Annotated in this window: 15 protein-coding genes, 1 tRNA gene and 2 pseudogenes; 13 read left to right on the plus strand and 5 right to left on the minus strand. The window is 72.5% G+C overall.

Going from position 1 to position 19,095, the window contains the following annotated elements; translation table 11 throughout:
* The first annotated feature begins 23 nt into the window (after positions 1 to 23).
* From SGFS_RS12345 to SGFS_RS12365, 5 genes and pseudogenes are all read left to right on the plus strand, one after another.
* Positions 24 to 1,082, plus strand: coding sequence for an enoyl-CoA hydratase/isomerase family protein (locus SGFS_RS12345; RefSeq protein WP_286249933.1), 1,059 nt, complete (start codon positions 24 to 26; stop codon positions 1,080 to 1,082).
* Positions 1,072 to 2,496, plus strand: coding sequence for an amidohydrolase family protein (locus tag SGFS_RS12350; protein ID WP_286249935.1), 1,425 nt, complete (start codon positions 1,072 to 1,074; stop codon positions 2,494 to 2,496). The genes SGFS_RS12345 and SGFS_RS12350 overlap by 11 nt, the downstream gene beginning before the upstream one ends.
* 54 nt (positions 2,497 to 2,550) lie before the next feature.
* Positions 2,551 to 2,837, plus strand: a pseudogene (locus tag SGFS_RS12355) (inositol 2-dehydrogenase); the annotation flags it as partial.
* Positions 2,838 to 3,171: 334 nt separating this feature from the next.
* The gene (locus tag SGFS_RS12360) at positions 3,172 to 3,957 is read left to right on the plus strand and encodes a VOC family protein (RefSeq protein ID WP_286249936.1); all 786 of its coding nucleotides are present in this window, start codon (positions 3,172 to 3,174) and stop codon (positions 3,955 to 3,957) included.
* Positions 3,958 to 4,073: 116 nt separating this feature from the next.
* The gene (locus tag SGFS_RS12365; RefSeq protein WP_286249937.1) at positions 4,074 to 4,367 is read left to right on the plus strand and encodes a hypothetical protein; all 294 of its coding nucleotides are present in this window, start codon (positions 4,074 to 4,076) and stop codon (positions 4,365 to 4,367) included.
* Positions 4,368 to 4,520: 153 nt separating this feature from the next.
* Here the strand turns inward: SGFS_RS12365 and SGFS_RS12370 are convergent, their stop codons facing one another.
* The 3 genes from SGFS_RS12370 to SGFS_RS12380 are packed head-to-tail and all read right to left on the minus strand — an operon-like array spanning position 4,521 to position 7,553.
* A complete protein-coding gene (locus tag SGFS_RS12370; RefSeq protein ID WP_286249939.1) occupies positions 4,521 to 5,126 on the minus strand; it encodes a TetR/AcrR family transcriptional regulator in 606 nt (201 codons plus the stop codon).
* Positions 5,119 to 5,985, minus strand: a complete 867-nt coding sequence (locus tag SGFS_RS12375) for a fatty acid desaturase family protein (protein ID WP_286249942.1) — start codon at positions 5,983 to 5,985, stop codon at positions 5,119 to 5,121. The genes SGFS_RS12370 and SGFS_RS12375 overlap by 8 nt, the downstream gene beginning before the upstream one ends.
* Positions 5,982 to 7,553 (minus strand): phytoene desaturase family protein, encoded by a 1,572-nt coding sequence (locus SGFS_RS12380; RefSeq protein ID WP_286249943.1) that lies wholly within the window; start codon positions 7,551 to 7,553, stop codon positions 5,982 to 5,984. The genes SGFS_RS12375 and SGFS_RS12380 overlap by 4 nt, the downstream gene beginning before the upstream one ends.
* 143 nt (positions 7,554 to 7,696) lie before the next feature.
* On the opposite strand from SGFS_RS12380, the gene SGFS_RS12385 reads away from it, so the two are divergent.
* Genes SGFS_RS12385 through SGFS_RS12395 form a run of 3 tightly spaced genes read left to right on the plus strand, consistent with a single transcriptional unit; the run spans position 7,697 to position 13,382 of the window.
* The gene (locus SGFS_RS12385) at positions 7,697 to 8,554 is read left to right on the plus strand and encodes a hypothetical protein (RefSeq protein WP_286249944.1); all 858 of its coding nucleotides are present in this window, start codon (positions 7,697 to 7,699) and stop codon (positions 8,552 to 8,554) included.
* On the plus strand, positions 8,554 to 11,175 hold the full coding sequence (locus SGFS_RS12390) for a bifunctional serine/threonine-protein kinase/ABC transporter substrate-binding protein (RefSeq protein WP_286249945.1): 2,622 nt from the start codon (positions 8,554 to 8,556) through the stop codon (positions 11,173 to 11,175). The genes SGFS_RS12385 and SGFS_RS12390 overlap by 1 nt, the downstream gene beginning before the upstream one ends.
* Positions 11,175 to 13,382: a bifunctional serine/threonine-protein kinase/ABC transporter substrate-binding protein gene (locus SGFS_RS12395; protein WP_286249946.1), complete on the plus strand. Its 2,208-nt coding sequence runs from the start codon at positions 11,175 to 11,177 to the stop codon at positions 13,380 to 13,382. Before SGFS_RS12390 ends, SGFS_RS12395 begins: the two co-directional genes overlap by 1 nt.
* 244 nt (positions 13,383 to 13,626) lie before the next feature.
* Here the strand turns inward: SGFS_RS12395 and SGFS_RS12400 are convergent.
* A tRNA-Pro gene (locus SGFS_RS12400) sits at positions 13,627 to 13,703 on the minus strand.
* Positions 13,704 to 13,802: 99 nt separating this feature from the next.
* Between SGFS_RS12400 and SGFS_RS12405 the strand changes: the two genes are divergently transcribed.
* From SGFS_RS12405 to SGFS_RS12415, 3 genes are all read left to right on the plus strand, one after another.
* Positions 13,803 to 14,330: a DUF309 domain-containing protein gene (locus SGFS_RS12405; protein ID WP_286249948.1), complete on the plus strand. Its 528-nt coding sequence runs from the start codon at positions 13,803 to 13,805 to the stop codon at positions 14,328 to 14,330.
* Positions 14,331 to 14,423: 93 nt separating this feature from the next.
* Positions 14,424 to 15,194 carry a precorrin-6A synthase (deacetylating) gene (cobF, locus tag SGFS_RS12410; RefSeq protein ID WP_286249949.1) on the plus strand — a complete coding sequence of 257 codons (771 nt, stop codon included), beginning with the start codon at positions 14,424 to 14,426 and terminating at the stop codon, positions 15,192 to 15,194.
* A gap of 418 nt (positions 15,195 to 15,612) precedes the next feature.
* Positions 15,613 to 16,416 carry an HAD-IIA family hydrolase gene (locus SGFS_RS12415; RefSeq protein ID WP_286249950.1) on the plus strand — a complete coding sequence of 268 codons (804 nt, stop codon included), beginning with the start codon at positions 15,613 to 15,615 and terminating at the stop codon, positions 16,414 to 16,416.
* A 75-nt stretch (positions 16,417 to 16,491) separates the two neighbouring features.
* On the opposite strand, the gene SGFS_RS12420 is transcribed toward SGFS_RS12415, so the two are convergent.
* Positions 16,492 to 17,265: a sulfite exporter TauE/SafE family protein gene (locus SGFS_RS12420; protein ID WP_286249951.1), complete on the minus strand. Its 774-nt coding sequence runs from the start codon at positions 17,263 to 17,265 to the stop codon at positions 16,492 to 16,494.
* Positions 17,266 to 17,418: 153 nt separating this feature from the next.
* On the opposite strand from SGFS_RS12420, the gene SGFS_RS12425 reads away from it, so the two are divergent.
* Both SGFS_RS12425 and SGFS_RS12430 read left to right on the plus strand, forming a co-directional pair.
* Positions 17,419 to 18,228, plus strand: coding sequence for an alpha/beta hydrolase (locus SGFS_RS12425; protein ID WP_286249952.1), 810 nt, complete (start codon positions 17,419 to 17,421; stop codon positions 18,226 to 18,228).
* A gap of 63 nt (positions 18,229 to 18,291) precedes the next feature.
* Positions 18,292 to 18,516 (plus strand): annotated as a pseudogene (locus tag SGFS_RS12430) (WhiB family transcriptional regulator); the annotation flags it as partial.
* Positions 18,517 to 19,095 lie beyond the last annotated feature (579 nt).

Genomic DNA, 19,095 nt, shown 5'->3' on the forward strand with positions numbered 1-19,095 from the left:
TACGTCATGGCTACGCTGGGCGGATGCGCCAGGTGGAGATCGGCGTCGGCGAGGAGTTCGACGAGGGCCTGCGGCTCCGGCCCGACGGGCGCCCGGAACATCCGGTGCGCCGTCTGATCCTCGACGACTGGCACGACGCGGGTCCGGGACGCATCGCGTACGCAGCCACCCGGGTGGCGGACTCCTTGCCCCTGGTCATCGGTGTGGCGACCCGGCCGCCGCCGGACGAGCTGCGCCCGCTGCTGGAGGCCCTGACCCTCACGCTGACCGGCCCTCGCGTCGACGCGGGCGCACAGCACCTGGTCCCCGTCGAGGACCCTCGCAAAGGCTTCGCCGAACTGGCCGGCATCGTCGAGCGGCGCCCGCAGGCGAGCCTCACCCTCGGCCAGCTGCTGCGCCGGACCCCGTCCCTGGGCACGCTACAGGGCCTGGCGGCGGAGGCGTCGGCGTACTCGATGCTGCTCGGCGGAACCGAGTCCACGGCCTGGCGGGCCGACCGGCGAACGCCCCGCTCCGCCGCCAAGAACGGCCCTCTCGTCCGCGTGCGTCGGAACGGCGGCACGCTGTCGATCGAGCTGGACCGCCCACAACGGCGGAACGTGTTCAGCTTCCGTATGCGCGAGGAACTCTTCGAGGCCCTGGAGCTCGCGGCCCTCGACGACACGCTCGACCGGGTTCAACTGACCGGCGCCGGGCCGGTGTTCTGCAGCGGCGGGGATCTCGCCGAGTTCGGTACGGCGTGGGATCTCGTGGCGGCGTACCTGGTACGACTGGACCGGGCGCCCTGGCGGCTGATCGACCGGATGCGGGACAGGGTGACCGTCCGGGTGCAGGGCGCGGCGGTGGGCGCGGGCGTCGAGATGGCCGCTTTCGCGGGTCGTCTGGTGGCCGCCCCCGAAGTGTTCTTCCAGCTGCCCGAGGTGGAGATGGGGCTGGTACCGGGCGCAGGCGGAACGGTGAGCGTGCCTCGGCGGATCGGCCGTTGGCGGGCGGCGTGGATGACCCTGACCGGGGCCCGCGTCGACGCCGCCATCGCCTTGGAGTGGGGGCTGGTGGACGAGATCGACGACCATGAACGGTGAGAACGGTGCTCTGCTCCTGCGAGAAACCGAACTCCACGGACCGCACGGGCGGCGGGGTCCCGTCGACTGCCGGATCAGGGACGGCGTCGTGGCGGAGATCGGCCCTCGACTCTCCCCGCGGGCCGACGAGTTCGTCGTACGTGGAGAAGGTGGCGCACTGCTGCCCGGCCTCGCCGATCACCACCTGCATCTGACGGCCATGGCCGCGTCGTACACCTCTCTCGATGTGTCCGCCCTCTCCCGGGAGGGCCTCGCGTCCGCTCTCGCGGAGGCCGCGCCGGGTACGGACGGCTGGGTGCGTGCCGTCGGCTTCGACGACGTACTCCATGGCGACCTGGACCGGGACGTGGTCGACCGGTGGAACAACGCGGTGCCGGTGCGTGTCCAGCACCGCTCCGGCGCGCTGTGGGTGGTCAACTCCCCGGGTCTGCGGCAGCTCGGAGCCAGCACGGCCGCCCACGACGGCATCGAACGTGACGGTACCGGACAGCCCGTCGGGCGGCTGTGGCGTGCGGACGCCTGGCTGCGCGACGCCCTCGGCGGGCGTCCGCCGTCCCTGCGGTCTGTGGGCGCGCGCCTGGCGGCCCTCGGCGTCACCCATGTCACGGACGCGACCCCCGATGCGGGGGCCGCCGAGGCAGTCGCGGACGCCGTACGGCAGGCGGAGCTGCCCCAGCGGGTGATGATGCTGGCCGAGGGCGCGGCCCATCTGGCCGGGCGGCGACTGACCATCGGCCCGGTGAAGCTCCTCGTCACCGATCACGCGCTCCCGGATCTCGACGAACTGACCCGGCGGATACGACGGGCACACGCCGTCGGCCGCCCCGCGGCCGTGCACTGCGTTACCCGTACGGCACTCGCGCTGACCCTGGCCGCGTTCGACCAGGCGGGCGGGGTCGATGGCGACCGGGTGGAGCACTGTGCCGTCGCCGACCTGTCCGCCGCCGGGCAGTTGGCCGTCCGGGGCCTCCGGGTGGTCACCCAGCCGACGCTGGTGGCCCGGCGCGGCGACGACTACTGGGACCGGGCCGAACCGGAGGACCGGCCGGACCTGTGGCGGTACGCGGGCCTGCTACGGGTGGGGGTACGAGTGGCCCCCAACAGCGACGCCCCCTACGGGGACCCCGACCCGTGGGCCTGCCTGCGAGCGGCGTCCGAGCGGCTGACCCCCTCCGGTCGCGTGCTGGGCCCCGACGAACGAACCCCGGCGGCGACGGTCCTACGGGGACTGCTCGCCCCGCTGCACGACCCCGGCGGCCCGCCCCGCGACATCGCGGTGGGCCTCCCGGCGGACCTCGTCCTACTGGACCGGCCCCTGTCGGAGGCGCTGCGGACGCCGGACGCCGGCCGGGTGCGCGCCACTTTCATCGGAGGGCGGGTTGTGCACGGGGCGGAGAACCTGGGCCTCGACTGAGGATCCGCCCCCGCACCAGGGGCCCGGCCCACAGCCGGGCCCACAGGAGGAGACAACTGTTGGTCCGGCTATGACATCCAGTGCGAGGCGGTCTGCGAGAAGGGCCTCGTACGGCTGCCCGACCCGACCGGCGTCGGTGTCCGCACTGCGGGGCAGCACAGCGCGCCGGTGCTCGACGACTGGGTGGACCGCTTCGTGGACGCCTTCGACACACCGAGTTCCGCGAATGGATCGCGAGCCTCGCGGCGAGCGACGAACCCATCGGCCCGTCCGCCTGGGACGGCTGCGCGGCGACCGTCATCTCCGACGCCACGGCCGAGGCGAGACGGTCCGGCGTCGTCCGGCGTCGTCGGCGTCGTCGGCGTCGTCGGCGTCGTTGGCATCGCCCGGCATCGACGGCATCGTCCGGCATCGACGGCATCGTCCGGCATCGACGGCATCGTCCGGCATCGACGGCATCGACATGAGACCCCGGCCCGCGTCCGACGGAGGCTCCGCATGAGCTTCGTGCCGGGCCACGCGGTGGCACGGCACCAGGGCGTGCTGGATCACCCCAGAGAGTGAATCGGGCGACCCGCTGTGCCGGGCGCTGGAGGAGCCGCGCGGGCATGGGCATCGTTGCGGGGTCGTGCGGGGCTACGGATCGGTGGCCCCGCGAAGCCTCGGAGGGCGCGCATGCTCGGCACAGACTTCACCCACGGATCACCCTGCTGGATCGACCTCGGCAGCCCCGACACCGACGCGGCGACCGCCTTCTACGGCGGTGTCTTCGGCTGGCGGTTCGTCTCCGCCGGGCCCGAGGCCGGCGGGTACGGCTTCTTCCAGAAGGACGGCGCCACCGTAGCCGCGCTGGGCCCGCTCACCGAGGAGGGCGCGAGCAGCGCCTGGACGGTGTACTTCCGCACCGACGACGTCGGGGCCACCGCCGAGGCCGTCGGGCGGGGCGGCGGCGCGGTGCGGGTGGAGCCCGTGGACATCATGGACCAGGGACGGATCGCCCAGCTCACCGACCAGCAGGGCGCCCGGTTCGCGGTGTGGCAGCCGGGCAGCACGCCGGGCGGACTGGAGAAGACGTCCGAGAACGACACTCTCCTGTGGGTGGAACTCCATGTACCTGACCCCGTGGCCGGGATCGACTTCTACCGCGACCTCTTCGGCTGGCGCTCGGAGGAGATGTCTGCGCCCGGGATGACGTACCGCGTGCTCAGTCTGAAGGACGGCGACCAGCAGACCACGTCCTTCGGCGGGGTGGCCCCGCTCCAGGAGGGCGGACCCGGCACGGTCTGGGTGCCGTACTTCGCGGTCGCTGACGCCGACGAAACCGTCCGCAGGACCCGGCAGAACGGCGGCTCGGTCCTGATGCCACCGTCGGACGTACCGGACGTCGGCACGATCGCCTGGCTGACAGACACGTCGGACGCGGTCTTCGCCGTACTGAAGCCGAACCCGCGCCAGGGATAGCCGGACACCACCGACCCGACCCACCATGGTCCCGCCCCGCCGAACGCCGACGGAGCCGCGCTCAACGGGCCTGTGTGGTGGCCCCGTTGTCAGTGCCGTGTCCTATCGTCGCCCCCATGGCACTCACAGACATCACCGCCTCGGCAGTCGTGCAGGCGATCGAGGAGTTCGACCGGCGGGGCCGCGACGCCTTCCTGGAGACCCACGGCTTCGGACGCGCACGCCGCTATCTTCTGGAGCACGACGGCAAGTTCTACGACTCCAAGGCGATCGCCGGCGTCGCGCACGGCTACCTGGCGGGGCAGGAGGTGCTGGAGAGCGGCGAGTTCTCCGGCGGGGAGGGCCACGCCGTCTCCGTGCTCCGCGACCTGGGGTTCAGGGTGGTCGACGAGCCCGACGGCCGCCCCTGAGGCCCGGTGCACTTGCCCCCGGGGCGCCGTGTCGGTCGGCATTGAGGCACCGCCAGTCGGTCGGCCCTGGGGCGCCGCCGACCGCCCTTGGGGCACCGGCGCGATCGGCTCTGCGATACCGGTGGCCGACCCCTTTGCACCGCCCGCCGTCACTCATCTCACCCTCCGTGCCCGTCGCTTCAGGCGTGGTACGCGGTCGAAGATCGCGGCGAGTCGGATGCCCTGGTCGAAGAGGGTCGCCGGGCGGGAGCGGTCCCCGTCGAGGTGGGTGAGGGTCTCCATGCCGAGGTAGAACGCCACCGCCGCCCCGGCCAGTACGCGCACCCGGACGACGGACGCGAGGGGCTTGCCCCGCAGGAGGACCGTGAGCAGTTCCTCGGCCAGCTCCTCCCATCTCCGGGTTTCGAGGGCCAGCCGGTCGGCCAGTCGTGTCCCGGGCCTGGCCCCGGCGTACAGCTCCTGGACGGCGGCGATGTGCCCGGTCTCGGTGTCCTCGTCGTACAGCTCGCGCAGCCGTGCGACCACGGGCACGGCCCGGTCCATCCCGGACAACTCGGCGCGGTAACGGTCGATGCGGGACCCACTGGTCCGGGCCAGCGCCGCCACCAGCAGGTCGTCCAGGTCCGCGAAGTGGTAGTAGATCACCCCCGGCGCGAAGCCCCCGGCCTGGGCGATCGCCCGCGCGGTGGTCCCGCCGTAGCCGTTGCGGACGAGACAGTCGAGTGCGGCTTCCAGGACACGGTCACGGGTGTCAGACAACGCGCACCGGCCGGACTCCATGGGTGGCGAAGTGCCCTTCGAGCCTGCGCGCCAGCTCCGGCAGGCGGTGGCTCGGCACCCGCGGGTAGAGGTGGTGCTCCAGGTGGTACGTGAGCTCCAGGAAGAGGGCGGGAACGATCCTCCCGCGCAGTGTGCGGGTCTGCGTCAACGGGGTGTCTCCGTAGTCGTGATGCGGCAGATACACCGTCAGAAGGGGGTACACCCAGCTCCCGACGATCGCCATCACCGTATAGACCAGCACCCCCGGCGTGTACGGCAGGAGCAGCACTCCCCCGCCGAGCGCGGCGAACGGCGCCACGGCCTCGGCCAGCAGCCAGCGGCGGTCCCGCCCTCGCCCGTAGGACCAGATCCACAGACGTACGAGGAAGACGGGGCCGTAGCAGACCGCGCCCAGCAGCGACAGTTCGGCGGGACGGCCCTCGGGGTCGTCGGGGTGCGGGAAGAGCCGGTGGTGCTGGGTGTGCGTGGCGCGGTACGCGTGCCCGCTCTCCAGCAGGACCAGCCCCATCGCGAACAGCGCCCAGTCGGTGGCCCGCGGCGACAGCCCGATCGTGCGGTGCACCACGTCGTGCGTGACGGTCACCACCGCGACGAAGATCCCGAACACGATCACCGGAGTCAGCCACCACCAGCCGAGCCACACGGCGACCGCGAAGAGCAGCACTCCGGCGCCCGGGCGGACCAGTGCGACGATCCGCTGCCGGCGAGTGGTGACGAGCAGGTCCTCACCCAGCTCGGCGAGGGACGGCAGACCGGGTACCGGCGGGCGTTCGGGGCCGTCAGGGCCATGAGGGCCTACGGTCGGCCCGGCTCCGCCGGTCCGCTCAGGTGTGGTCATCGGGCGTCGTGTCCCTTCTCTCTCAGCATGCCTTCGGCGACGATGCGGCTGCCCAGCACACAGGCGACCGTGCCGAGGCCCGGCCAGGTCGAGTCGCCGACCAGCCACAGGCCAGGGCCGCCGAGGTCGTGCGGTACGGCGTGCTGGTTGGTGTTGGCCAGGCTCTGGCGTACTCCGCCGACCGCGCCCTGCGGACGGAACCCGAAGCGTTCGTAGCTGCGGGGCGTTCCGGTCCGGGCGAACACGGCCCGCTCCCCGAGCCGGGGGTACGCGCGCCGGGCGCAGGCGAGGAGCCGTTCGCCGGTCTCCTTCTTGCGCTGCTCGTACGCCGCCGGGTCGAGGTCGCGCCAGTCGGCGAGGTCGGTGTGGGTGGAGATCATCACCGCGCGGTGGCCGGGCGGTGCGCTGAGTGTGTCCCCGGGTGAGGACACCGAGACGAACATGTTGTTGCCGTCACCCAGGGGACGGTCGTAGGACTGGAGCAGTTGATGATGTGTCAATTCATGTCCGGCGACCTCAGATTCGGGCACACCGAGGAAGACGACGGTCGCGCCGCCCAGCGCGTCCGCGTCCCGCTCCAGATACCTCCGGAGCCTGCGGGCGACCGGGAGCCCCGCGCAGATCTCCGCCGTGGTGGCGGCGGGAACCGCGCAGACGATCCGACGGGCGTGGACGGTGCCCTGGCGAGTCGTCAATCGATACGCTCCGCGCCCTCCTTCGATCCGCGTGACCCGGGAAGCCGTCCGGAGCGAGCCGCCCAGCCCCCGGTAGTGCCTGACCAGCACACGCCAGAATCCGTGCATACCGCCGATGTGCCTGCTGAGCCCCGCGCCCCGGATGGTCACCCCGAGCGCCGCGTTGATCAGGGGCGCGTCGTCGACACCCGTGTGCACGGTGTCCTCGACCAGCATGGCGAGCAGCCCGACCAACGGGGCGTCCCCGCGCAGCCCGTGCTCGCGCAGCGCGTCACCCAGGGTCCGGTTCAGTTGGCGGGCGTACGGCAGCCCGGACACCCCGACCGCCCGCAGGTCGTGGAGGGCGTCTGCGGGGCCGCGGATCGGCAGCCGTACGCCCGCCCGGCTGGCCCGCCAGAAGGTGTGTGCCAGCCTGTCGAGCAGCGACCAGAATGCGCGGTGCCGCGCGCTGTCGCCGAGCTTGCGCAGCCGCTCGGCGTGCCAGGCGGCCTGGTCGCGATGGAGCACTACCTGACGGTCCGGCAGAAATGCCTGGTAGCCCGGTAGTTCCTCCGCGTCCAGGGTCGGAATGCCGACGTTGTCGAGGAGTTCACCGCCGACGCCGCCGGGTCCGAAGTCGACCAGGGTGGTCGCGCCCACGTCGAAGGAGAAGCCCCGCTTGCGGTAGTACCCGGCGCAGCCGCCCGCGTGACCGTGCGCCTCCAGTACGACGGTGGACAGTCCCGCCGCCTGCAGCCGCAGCGCCGTCGCCATGCCGGCCATCCCACCGCCGACCACCGCCACATCGACGCGGCCGACTTCACATCCGTCCGCATACCCGTCCGCGTAACCGCCCATGGTTCGGCCCGCGTTCTGAACAAGCGTTCTGAACATCCGTTCACATTGGAGGAGTTCAGCTTCCGCGTCAATGGTTACGAAGTGTGCGAAGAGACTCGTGGGAACCGAGCCCACCTCGGTCGCGTACCTCTGTACGATCACCGGTCACGCACGGGGGTACCGCGTTGGAGGGGGCGGCGATGGACGACAGAACGACGGAACGAAGAGGTGGTTGGGGGTTGAGGGCCGCCATGTCGGGGGCCGCGGCGGCACTGCTGCTGTGCGGTTGCAGCGCCGGGGCGACGGAGAAGGCGGCCGAGTCCGGCGCCAAGGCCTCGGGCTCCCCGACGCCTTCCGCTTCCGCGTCCGGCAAGGTGTCGGCGGAGGGCGCGGAGCCGTCGGCGACACCGTCCGCGACGCCGTTCGAGGCGGACCCCGATCGCGTACCGCGGTCGAGGAAGCAGGGCGCCACGCTGGCGTCGGCGGTCGTGATGCGGCCGCAGGACTGGGGCTCGGGCTTCGAGGCGCAGCCGCTCGCCCGCAGCGCCGAGAACACCATCGCCGTACTGGACGAGGAGTGCCGCTGGCAGCGCCGGCCGCTGCCCAAGGACGTGCTCGCCTCCCTGTCCCTCTACAGCGAACTGCCGGGCACCGGCAAGCGCGGCACGGTCAAGGTGACGGCCGCGGTGACGGTGCACGCCACGGTGCTCGGAGCCGACGACGAGCTGTCCGGAACGGTGGAGGAGGCGTTGCGCTGCCCCGAGCAGCAGGTACGCGCCGACGAACGGATCGCGGAACTCAACTCCATGGGCACGCCCTTCGGGTTGCGCGGCAACAACTACGCCGACGACTCGGTCTACGAGACGGGCACTTATCTGACCGGCGGCGACAAGGCCCCGTACCGGTGGATGGTCACACGGCTCGGCCAGGTGACCGTGGCCGTGTCGCTGAAGGCCGCCGACGGATACACCGCGAGCGAACTGGAGCAGTACGTGACGCGTGGCACCACCACCATGCTCGACCGGGTGAGGTACGAGCTGGGCGGAGGCGAGGGCTGATGGAGCAACTGCGTTCTTCCGACCCGGCGCGGATCGCCGACCACCGTCTGCTCGGCCGGCTCGGCGCCGGCGGCATGGGGGTGGTGTACCTCGCGCGGACTCCGGGCGGCTCGCTGGTGGCGCTGAAGGTTCTCGCGGCGGAGTACGCCGAGGACGCGGGCTTCAGGCAGCGGTTCCGTCGCGAGGTCGAGGTCGCCCGGCGGATCAGCAGCCCGTGGGCCGTGCCGCTGATGGAGGCCGACCCGGACGCGGAGGCGCCGTGGCTGGCGACGGCGTATGTGCCCGGTCCGTCCCTGGCCGAGGCGGTGGCCGAGCACGGGCCGCTCACCGAGCACGGGTTGCGGATCCTCGGCGGCCGGCTGGCTCTGGCGCTGGGCGAGGTCCATCGGGCCGGGCTGGTCCACCGCGACCTCAAGCCGGGCAACGTACTGCTCGCCGCGGACGGTCCGCGGCTCATCGACTTCGGCATCGCCAGGGCGCCCGAGGACACCGCGCTCACGGCGACGGGGCTGGTGGTCGGCACGCCCGGCTATCTCTCTCCGGAGCAGGCCGAGGGACGTGGCGGCCAAACCATCGGCGCGCCCAGTGATGTGTTCTCCCTCGGCTGTGTGCTGGCGTTCGCGGCGACCGGCCGCCCGCCGTTCGGCACCGGGGCACTCGACGCCCTCCTCTACCGGGCCGTGCACGACCCGGCCGACCTCGACGGCGTCCCGGCCGCCCTGGCCGAACTGTTGTCCCGCTGCCTGGAGAAGGATCCGGAGCGGCGCCCGACGGTCGAGGAGCTGATACGCGAGCTGCTTCCCGGGGACCTGGCGGACGGTCCGGGAGATGCGGACGTCTTGGTGGACGTGGACGTTCCGGAGAACACCGATGTTCCGGGGGACGCCGTTGTTCCGGGGGACGCCGTTGTTGCGGGGGACGCCGTTGTTGCGGGGGACGCCGTTGTTGCGGGGGACGCCGTTGTTGCGGGGGACGCGGACGTCTCCGGGGACACGGACGCTGCGGGGGACACGGACGCTGCGGGAGATGCGGACGCCCCGCAGGACGCGGACGCCCCGGAGACCCCGCAGGCTCCGGACGCCGAACCCGATGAGGCCACGGTCGAGGCCACCGGTCCGGCCACCGCTGATACGGCCGTCGGCGCCCCGCCCGTCACACCGGGCAGCGCCCCCGCCCCTTGGCTCCCCGAGGAAGTCATCCGGCTGATAGCCCGGCGCTCGACCGAGGCGCTCGCGCTGCCGGACATCGAGCACACCGAGATCTCACCCGGCGCCTCGCGCGCCGACTCCGGCCCGGGCAGCGGCTCCCCCACCGGGACGGACCCGCGGCACTCCCCCATCGACGGCGACACTGCGGCCCCTGCGTCCGACACGGGGGCCACCCTCCCCACGACCACGGACACGCCCCAGCCCCCCGCCCGGCGCCGCGCCCTCCTCCTCGCGGGCGCAGGCGCGGTCCTCGCGGCCGGTGGCGGCGCGACCTGGTGGACGGTGAGCCGGGACGGCAACGCCGGAAGCAAGAAGCCGACCACCGCGACCACTTCCCGGCGCCCCGCCTACACCGTCGCGCTGCACGGCGACCTCAGCGGCGACCAGCGCGACACCGGGCGGGCACAGGAGCGCGGACTGCGGCTGGCCGTCGCGGAGTTCAACGCCCGGGGCGACGCCCCCTTCCACATCGATGTGCAGGCCGTGGACGACTCCGGCGACCCGGTGAAGGCTGCCAAGCTCGCCAAGAAGCTAGCCGACGACCCGTCGGTGCTCGCCGTGGTCGGTCCGACCACGGACGCGACCGCCCAGGCGGCGCTGGCGGCGTACGACGCCGACCTCGTGCCCGTGGTCGCCATGTCGCCCGGCGCCATCAACCTCACCGTGCAGGGCTTCCGCTCGTTCCTGCTCGCACGGCTGCCCGACAGTCTGCTGCCGTTCTTCCTCGACGCGTTCCTGCGCGGTGCCGGCCCGCGCATGGTTGGCATCGTCGTCGACCGCGCGGCCGACAACTACGGCTGGGAGATCAGCAACACCCTGAGCAAACAGCTGGCAATAGCGGGGCAGCCGTACCTCCCCCGCGTGGTCGGCGCCCTGCGGTCCGGATTCGGCGACGCGGTGGACGATCTGTTGGCCGCCGACAGCGACTCGTTCGCCTTCGCCGGGCTGCCCGACCGGGGCGCGTCGTTCGCCCGGACGCTGCGGAAACGCGGCTTCTCCGGTACCCGTGCCTCCGGACCGGCCCTGCTCGACAGGCGTTTCCTCACCGAGGCCGAGGAGGCCGCCGACGGGTGGACGATCGTCGCGCCGGTCCTCGACGCGACACAGGTGCCCGAGGCGAAGGCGTTCGTGGACGCCTACCGGAAACGGTGGAAGGATGCGCCGCCCCGGTACGCGGCGGAGGCCTACGACGTGACCGGCATGGTGCTGAAGACGCTGGCGGATCTGCCGGCGAAGAACCGCACCCGCGAGGAACTGCTCGCCGCCCTGCGGGCCGCCAAGTACAAGGGCATCACCCGGACGTACGCGTTCCAGAAGAACGGTCTGCCGGTCATCGACGGCACCGGAGGCTTCCTCTGGCGAGTCGAGAACGGCGCTTTCGTGTACGGCGGCCCCGCGCCGCTGACGGCCTGATGGAACCGCTGCGCACCGCCGACCCGTCGCGGCTGGGCGACTACCGCCTGCTGCGACGGCTCGGCGCGGGAGGCATGGGTGTCGTCTTCCTGGCGCGTGCGCCGGGCGGGGCCTACGCAGCGGTCAAGGTCGTACGGGCGTCCCATGCCGACGACGCCGGGTTCCGGGCCCGGTTCCGCCGGGAGATAGAGGTGGCCCGGCGCGTCGACAGCCCCTGGGTGGTGCCACTGCTCGACGCGGACGCCGACGCGGAGGACCCGTGGCTGGCGACCGCGTTCGTACCGGGCCCCTCGCTCGCGGAAGTGCTGGAGGGGCACGGGGCCTTGTCCCCCGCGTCCGTGTGCGTGCTGGGGCTACGGCTGGCCGAGGCACTGGACGCGGTCCACCGGGCGGGGCTCGTCCATCGCGACGTGAAACCGGGCAACGTACTGCTGGCCCCGGACGGACCGCGTCTGATCGACTTCGGTATCGCGCGTACCCCGGAGGGTACGGCGCTCACGTCCACCGGCGTCATCGTGGGCTCACCGGGCTTCCTGTCGCCCGAGCAGGCAAGGGCGCGCGGCTCCGCCATCGGCCCGCCGAGCGACGTGTTCTCGCTGGGCTGTGTCCTGGCCTTCGCCGCGACGGGCGTACGGCCGTTCGGCGGCGGCGCGGCCGCCGGGATGCTGTTGCGCACGGTCTACGACGAGCCGGAGCTGTCCGGCGTCCCGGAGTCGCTGGAGCCGGTCGTACGGGCCTGCCTGGACAAGGATCCGGCGCGCCGGCCGACCGCCGTCGAGGTCGGCGAGGCGCTGGACGCTGCCGGTCCCGACGACCGGGAGCGGTGGCTGCCGGAGCCGGTGACCCGGCTGATCGCGGACCGCTCCGCGGCCGTGCTGGCCCTGGGCGCGATCGAGCCGACGCGGGTGTCCGCCCCGGCCTCGACCGCGTCGCCGAACGTGGACGCGGCGACGGTGACGTCCCTCAAGAAACCGGAGCCCGCCGCCCCGTCCACGAGCCGCCGTGGTTTCCTCGCGCTCGGTTCCACGGGGGCCGGAGTGCTGGCGGCCGCCGGCGGAGCCTGGTGGTGGAGCACCCGGGGCAACCGGAAGCAGGGCGTCAGCGCCTCGCCCTCGTCGGCCGCCCGCACCGAACTCGTCGTGGCCTTCCAGGGCGACCTCTCCGGCACGACCGGCGAGTTCGGCCGCGCTCAGCTCAACGGGGCCCGGCTGGCGGTCGCACACGTCAACGCCGACACCACCGGCTCGCTACGGCTGAAGCTGCGCGCGTACGACGACGGGGGCGAGCCCGACCGGACCCTGGACCGGGCGACCCGGCTGGTGGAGGACGAACGGGTCGTCGCGGTACTGGGCCCGACGACGGACGCGTGCTTCCTGGCCGCGGAGACGACGTACGTCAAAGCCGTGATGCCCGTCATCACCGTGTCGGTGGGCGTGTCTCCGATGGTCAGGTCCAACCTGTCCACCCTCCGTCCGGATGTGCAGCTGGCGCCCACCGACCAGTTGCTCGCCGCCCCGTGCAGGGTCTATCTCACGGGCTCCGCCGACGCACGCGAGGTGTTCCTGGTGGAGGACCGGGCCGAGGGCGACTTCGCCTGGACCCTCTGCAACGACCTCGAACGTGCCCTGCGACGCCAGGGCAGGGACGCGACGGTCACAAGCGTCCCCGCCGGGAAACTCGACCACACCGCGCTCGCCGCGCAGGTCGTCGCGGCCCGCGCGGACGCGGTCGTGTTCAGCGGGGGCCCGGAACGGGCGGGTGCCCTCGCGTCGGCACTGCGGGAGGCCGGGTTCTCCGGAACCGGGGTCGCGACCCAACGCGCCTTCGGCACACGGTTCCTGAAGTCCGCGGGCAAGGCCGCCGACGGCTGGGGCTTCGCCACCACCTTCATCGACCCGACGGCCACCCCGGCGGCCCGCTCCTTCACCAAGGCCTATCGCGCACGGTACGGCGAACGCCCCGGCTGGTACGCGGCGGAGGCGTACGACGCGATCATGTTCCTGGCCCGGGTGTGCGCGACCAAGGACTCCTTCCTGACGGAACGCGGCGCGATCGTGCGCCGTATCCGCGACGTCGACTACAAGGGCATCAGCCGAACCATCGCGTACACCACCGACAGGGGATACAGCAGCGACGCGCTGTACCTGTTCCGGGCCGAGGACGGGAAGTTCGACTTCCTCGGCCAGTACCTGCAGGCGAAGGTGTGAGGGTGCAGATCAGCGACCCCGGGCAAGGTCTTCGACGACGCTTCCGCTCTCCTCGGTCCGCTTCGCCCCGAATCCGGACCTGTCGAGCACCGTCGAGACCGCCCGGCGGGCATTCTGGAAGGCGAGGCCGCGGATCGGCTGAACCGGCTGCGCTCACCACGCGACCCGCCTTGCGACCCCCTCCAGGAATACGAAAAGCCGCCCTCCCACAAATGAGAGAACGGCCTCCGACCTGCAACAAAGCTGGTCGGGACGACAGGATTTGAACCTGCGACCCCTTGACCCCCAGTCAAGTGCGCTACCAAGCTGCGCCACGTCCCGATGCGCTGTCCACGGTGACCCGTGTGATCGCGCAGGCACAACTTTACCGTACGTCGGCGACTGCCCCGCAGCGGGTGAACGGCGCGGGACAATCGGTGCATGGGTACGACATCGGCAGGCGGAGCGGATCGGCGGCGGGACCGGGACACGGAGGGGCGGGCGCGGAGCGCGCGGCCCCGGGACGGGCTGGGGCGGCCGTTGCCGTACGGCTCGAACGGTGTGGAGCGGCAGCCGGAGGGGGTCGTCCGGAAACCGGAGGAGACCGTCGCCGAGGCGCAGGCACTGCTGGAGGCGGGGAAGCCGTTCCACGCGCACGAGGTGTTCGAGGACGCCTGGAAGTCGGGTCCGGAGGAGGAGCGGGCCCTGTGGCGGGGCATGGCGCAGCTCGCGGTCGGCCTCACCCATGCGGCGCGCGGCAACGCCCAGGGCGGGGCACGGCTGCTGCGGCGCGGCGCCGGGGCGGTCGAGGAGTGGGGGGCGCGCGGTGGGCAGCCGTGTCCGTACGGCGTGGAGCTGGCGGCGCTGGGGGCCTGGGCGCGGGAGTTGGCCGGGGTGGTCGAGCGGGACGGGGAGCCGGTGGACGCGCGGGCCTGGGCTCCGCGGTTGAACGGGGGCGGCGGCGCGTAGTGCCGGGCGCGAGCCCACCCGCCCCGTCCTCGGGCACGGGCCCCGCCCAGTCGCGGTGCGTCGGCTGTCAGTGGGGTGCGGCAGACTCGGGGTGTGCGAAAGATTCATGTCATCGGTATCGGGGCGGGCGACCCCGAGCAGCTGACGCTGCAGGCGGTCAGGGCGCTGAGCGGCACGGACGTGTTCTTCGTCCTCGACAAGGGCGACGTGAAGTCGGACCTCACCCAGTTGCGCCGGGACATTCTGGACGCGCACCTACCGCAGGGGTCGTACCGCGTGGTCGAGGCCCGCGACCCCGAGCGGGACCGCACGGCCGGTGGTGCGGCGTACTCCCCGGCCGTCGGGGACTGGCGCAGCGCCCGCGCGGACATCTACGAGCGGCTGATCGCCGAGGAACTGGGCGAGGAGGAGAGCGGGGCGTTCCTGGTCTGGGGCGATCCGGCGCTGTACGACAGCACGCTCGGCATCCTGGAGGAGGTGCTGGAGCGGGGCGCGGTGGCGTTCACGTACGAGGTCGTGCCGGGGATCAGCAGTGTCTCGGCGCTGGTCGCGCGGCATCGTACGGGGCTCAACCGGGTCGCGAGGCCGGTGCAGATCACCACGGGGCGGCGGCTCGCCGAGGGGTTTCCGGAGGGGGTCGACGACGTGGTCGTGATGCTCGACGCGCACCAGACGTTCCGGCGGTACGCCGACCAGGACATCGACATCTACTGGGGCGCCTACATAGGCACTCCGGACGAGATCCTCGCCTCCGGCCCGATCGCCGAGACCGCGCCGCGCATCGAACGGCTGCGGGCCGAGGCCCGCGAGCGCAAGGGCTGGATCATGGACACGTATCTGCTGCGCAGGCATCCCGAGGGCTGAGCCGCCTCCGGCCACCGGGGCGAAGCCGTCATCGATCCGGCCGGAGCCGCCCACGACCGGGGCGAAGCCGAATCACGCTCACGCCGAAGCCGTCCACGACCAGGGCTGTGCGACAGCGAGCGGGCGGGCTCGTAGGACACGGGCGAGCGGGCGGGCTCGTCGGACACGGGCGAGCGGGCGGGCTCGTCGGACATGGGCGAGGGGTCCGCGCGGCCACCCGCCGGGGACTCGCAGCGGCTGCTCGAAGCCGCCGCGAGGAAGATCATCGGCAGTACGGAGCTGGACGCCGCGGAACTGGCCTCGTCCGGCACGACCGGTGCGTCCGTCCGAGTGTCGGTCCCCACCGGGGCCGAGCCACAGGCCCTGGATCCAGTCCTGGCGGCAGGCGGGTGCGCGAACGCCTCGGTATCGTCCGGGCATGGCTTCGACACGTGCCGTGCTCATCGACATCGACGGCGTGCTGACCGTCTCGTGGCGGCCGCTGCCGGGCGCGGTCGAGGCGCTGCGGGAGATCCGGGAGGTGGCCGGGCTGCCCGTCGCGCTGGTCACCAACACGACGTCCCGTACCCGCGCGTCCATCGCCCGGACCCTCGCGGAGGCCGGGTTCGAGGTGACCGCCGACGACATCCTCACCGCGCCCGCCGCCACCGCCGCGTACGTCGCCGAGCACTTCCCGGGGGCGCGCTGCTCCCTGCTGAACAGCGGTGACATCCGGGAGGACCTCGTCGGCGTGGAGCTCGTCGACGACACCGACACCGAGACCGTGCCGGAGGTGGTGATCGTGGGCGGTGCCGGTCCCGAGTTCGGCTACGCGGCGCTCAACCGGGCCTTCGGGCATCTCCAGCGCGGTGCCCGGCTGGTCGCCATGCACCGCAATCCGTACTGGCGGACGGACCACGGGCTGCAGCTGGACAGCGGCGCGTTCCTCGTGGGGCTGGAGAGCGCCGCCCGCACGGAGGCCGCGATCACGGGGAAGCCGTCGCCCGCCTTCTTCGAGGCGGCGCTGACACGGCTGGGCGTGGGAGCGGAGGAGGCGCTGATGATCGGGGACGACATCGAGTCGGACGTGCTCGCGGCCCAGCGCACCGGTATGACGGGCGTGCTCGTGCGGACCGGCAAGTATCTGCCGGAGACGCATCACGCGGCGAGCGGCAGCCCGGACCATGTCCTGGACTCCTTCGCGGATCTTCCCGCGCTGCTGAGCCGCTCGACACACCGGTAGCCGCACGCCGGCAACCGCACCACGGTAACCGTACGAACGGCCGGAGCACACCGACACACGCACCGGGCGGGCGGGTCAGCGCAGCAGCAGTTGCAGACCGCCCACCACGGTCGCCGCGATCACCAACTGCTCGAACACCCGCTGGTTGATCCGGCTCACCGCCCACTTGCCCAGCAGGGCACCCGGCAGGACGAACAGCGCGAGGGCCGCGTCCAGTAGCAGCGAGGAGCCGTCGATCAGGCCGAGGCCCACGCTGAACGGCACCTTCGACACGTTGACGATCAGGAAGAAGAAGGCCGACGTGCCGAGGAAACCGAGCTTCCGGAAGCCCGCGGAGAGCAGATACATGGACATCACGGGACCACCGGCGTTGGCGACCATGGTCGTGAAGCCGCCGAGTACGCCGTAGGAGCGGGCCTTGGCGCGGCCCGCCCGGGTGGTCACCGCGTCCGGTTCGTCGTCCTTGTCGACGGTCCGGCGGCGCCATAGCGTGACCGCCACCATCATCAGCAGGATCGCGCCGATCGACGTCCGCACGATCTCGTCGTCGGCCCACACCAGGAACAGTGTGCCGAACACGACGCCGACACCGACCGCCGGGAAGAGCCGCCACAGGGTGGGCCAGTGGGCGTGCCGCCGGTAGGTGAGCACGGCCAGCACGTCCCCGACGATGAGGAGCGGCAGCAGTACGCCCGTCGAGGCCCGCGCGGGCAGGACGGCCGCGAAGACCGCGAGGCTGACCGTGTTCGCGCCGCTCACGGCGGTCTTGGAGAAGCCGACGAGCAGAGCGGCGAAGGCGAGCGCGGCGAAGCCGCCCGTGGAGATGTTCCAGAGAGTCATCGTGTCCATGCGGGGTCCGATGCTATGCGCACCCATCCGTCCGCGACACGACCGTCTCGCCAGGTGACACCTGCCGCCCGCGCCGCACCGTGGACCGCCGCCCGCCTCCCTGGGAAGATCCGGGGGTACCTTCACCGACGCAGTTGGAGGAGACGGGACGACATGGCCGACTCGCGCGAGCACACGTTCACCGGCACCAGGGGCGCCATCACCGTACGGGAGTGGCCGAAGGAGGGTCCGCGGTACGTCGTCCTGCTGGTGCACGGCTACGGCGAGCACATGGGCCGGTACGAGCATGTGGCCGACTCCCTGGTCGAGCACGGCGCGGCGGTGTTCGGTCCCGACCACATGGGGCACGGGAAGTCAGAGGGCGAGCGTGTGTTCGTCGACGACTTCGAGGACGTCGTCACCGACGTGCGCGCGGTGGAGGAGCTAACCCGGGCCGCCCACCCCGGTGTGCCGGTGGTGCTGATCGGCCACTCCATGGGCGGTCTGATCGCCTCCCGCTACGCCCAGCGGTACGGGTCCGGGCTCGCCGCGCTCGTACTGTCCGGCCCGGTGATCGGCACCTGGGAGGTGCTGCGGGTGCTGCTCGCGGCGCCCAAGCCGCCCGAGGTGCCGCTCGACCCGACCCTCCTCTCGCGCGACCCGGCGGTCGGTGCCGCGTACGCGGCCGATCCCCTGGTCTGGCACGGCCCGTTCAAGCGGCCGACGATGGAGGCGTTCGACCGTACCCTGGAGACCATCGCGAAGGAGGGCGGCATCGGTCCGCTCCCCCTGCTGTGGGTGCACGGCGACGACGACCGGATCGTGCCGCTGCCCGGAAGCCGTACCGGCATCGACGTGTTCCACGGCCCCGACTGGACCGAGCGCGTCTATCCCGGCGCCCGGCACGAGGTGTTCAACGAGACGAACAAGGACGAAGTCCTCGCGGACGTACGGAGGTTCGTGGACCGCGTGCTCGCGCGCTGAGGCTTCCACGACGGGGCCGGAACGCGTCGTTTCCGCCCATCCGTCCTGGGCACCCGGCCCCGCATGGAATGGTTGTGCGAAGCGGCCTGTGTGGGAGAGGACCCCGACCTGTTCTTCCCCGTGGGCACCACGGGACCGGCGCTCGACGAAGTCGCCGCCGCCAAACGCGTCTGCGCCCGCTGCCCGGTGACCCGCGAATGCCTCGCCTGGGCACTCGACAGTCGGCAGACCGCGGGCGTGTGGGGCGGCATGTGCGAGGAGGAACGCACCGAGCTGCTCCGCGCGGGGACGGGCCAGGGCGCGGGGACGGGCCAGGGCGCGGGGACGGGCCAGGGCGCGGGGACGGGCCAGGGCGCGGGGACGGGCCAGGGCGCGGCTGCGGTCCGGCACCGGGCGACGGCTCTCTGAGACGACGGCTCTCTGATCGGTCCGCTGGGGCTCGGGCGAGCAGAGCGCCCTGCTGATGCAAGGCGTCATGTCCGACTCTCGCACCTGGCCCACGGTCGGCTCGGCGCTCGCAGCGCGCGGCTGGCGGGTCGTGGCCATGGCCCCGGCCACGACCCGGAGCTGTTCACCGACGACCTGATGGACACGTCTCCAAAAGGTGCCGAACCGGCCCTCGGGCATTCGCTGGGCTGGCTCGCTCTCTCGCGGGCCGTGGCCCGGTTGCGGCCGGGGAGAGTGGTGTTCTCCGATCCCGTCCGGGCCGATACCGATGCCGATGCCGGGATGGGCCCCGGACTAGGCGAGTTCGTCGCTGCCAAGGACGCGACCCGCGAGAGGATCGTGCGGCGCAACCCGCGCTGGGATCCCGAGGTTGTCGACGTCGAACTCGCCACTCCGGTGGCCTGGGACCCGGCGTCCGCG

Source organism: Streptomyces graminofaciens, assembly GCF_030294945.1.
Lineage (GTDB): Bacteria > Actinomycetota > Actinomycetes > Streptomycetales > Streptomycetaceae > Streptomyces > Streptomyces graminofaciens.

What these genes read in the sequence shown, in the direction of transcription:
- SGFS_RS12345 (WP_286249933.1), top strand. Translation starts at nt 24, where the DNA reads ATGCGCCAGGTGGAGATCGGCGTCGGCGAGGAGTTCGACGAGGGCCTG.
- SGFS_RS12350 (WP_286249935.1), top strand. Translation starts at nt 1,072, where the DNA reads ATGAACGGTGAGAACGGTGCTCTGCTCCTGCGAGAAACCGAACTCCAC.
- SGFS_RS12360 (WP_286249936.1), top strand. Translation starts at nt 3,172, where the DNA reads ATGCTCGGCACAGACTTCACCCACGGATCACCCTGCTGGATCGACCTC.
- SGFS_RS12365 (WP_286249937.1), top strand. Translation starts at nt 4,074, where the DNA reads ATGGCACTCACAGACATCACCGCCTCGGCAGTCGTGCAGGCGATCGAG.
- SGFS_RS12375 (WP_286249942.1), bottom strand. Translation starts at nt 5,985, where the DNA reads ATGACCACACCTGAGCGGACCGGCGGAGCCGGGCCGACCGTAGGCCCT.
- SGFS_RS12380 (WP_286249943.1), bottom strand. Translation starts at nt 7,553, where the DNA reads ATGTTCAGAACGCTTGTTCAGAACGCGGGCCGAACCATGGGCGGTTAC.
- SGFS_RS12385 (WP_286249944.1), top strand. Translation starts at nt 7,697, where the DNA reads ATGGACGACAGAACGACGGAACGAAGAGGTGGTTGGGGGTTGAGGGCC.
- SGFS_RS12390 (WP_286249945.1), top strand. Translation starts at nt 8,554, where the DNA reads ATGGAGCAACTGCGTTCTTCCGACCCGGCGCGGATCGCCGACCACCGT.
- SGFS_RS12395 (WP_286249946.1), top strand. Translation starts at nt 11,175, where the DNA reads ATGGAACCGCTGCGCACCGCCGACCCGTCGCGGCTGGGCGACTACCGC.
- SGFS_RS12405 (WP_286249948.1), top strand. Translation starts at nt 13,803, where the DNA reads ATGGGTACGACATCGGCAGGCGGAGCGGATCGGCGGCGGGACCGGGAC.
- SGFS_RS12415 (WP_286249950.1), top strand. Translation starts at nt 15,613, where the DNA reads ATGGCTTCGACACGTGCCGTGCTCATCGACATCGACGGCGTGCTGACC.
- SGFS_RS12420 (WP_286249951.1), bottom strand. Translation starts at nt 17,265, where the DNA reads ATGGACACGATGACTCTCTGGAACATCTCCACGGGCGGCTTCGCCGCG.
- SGFS_RS12425 (WP_286249952.1), top strand. Translation starts at nt 17,419, where the DNA reads ATGGCCGACTCGCGCGAGCACACGTTCACCGGCACCAGGGGCGCCATC.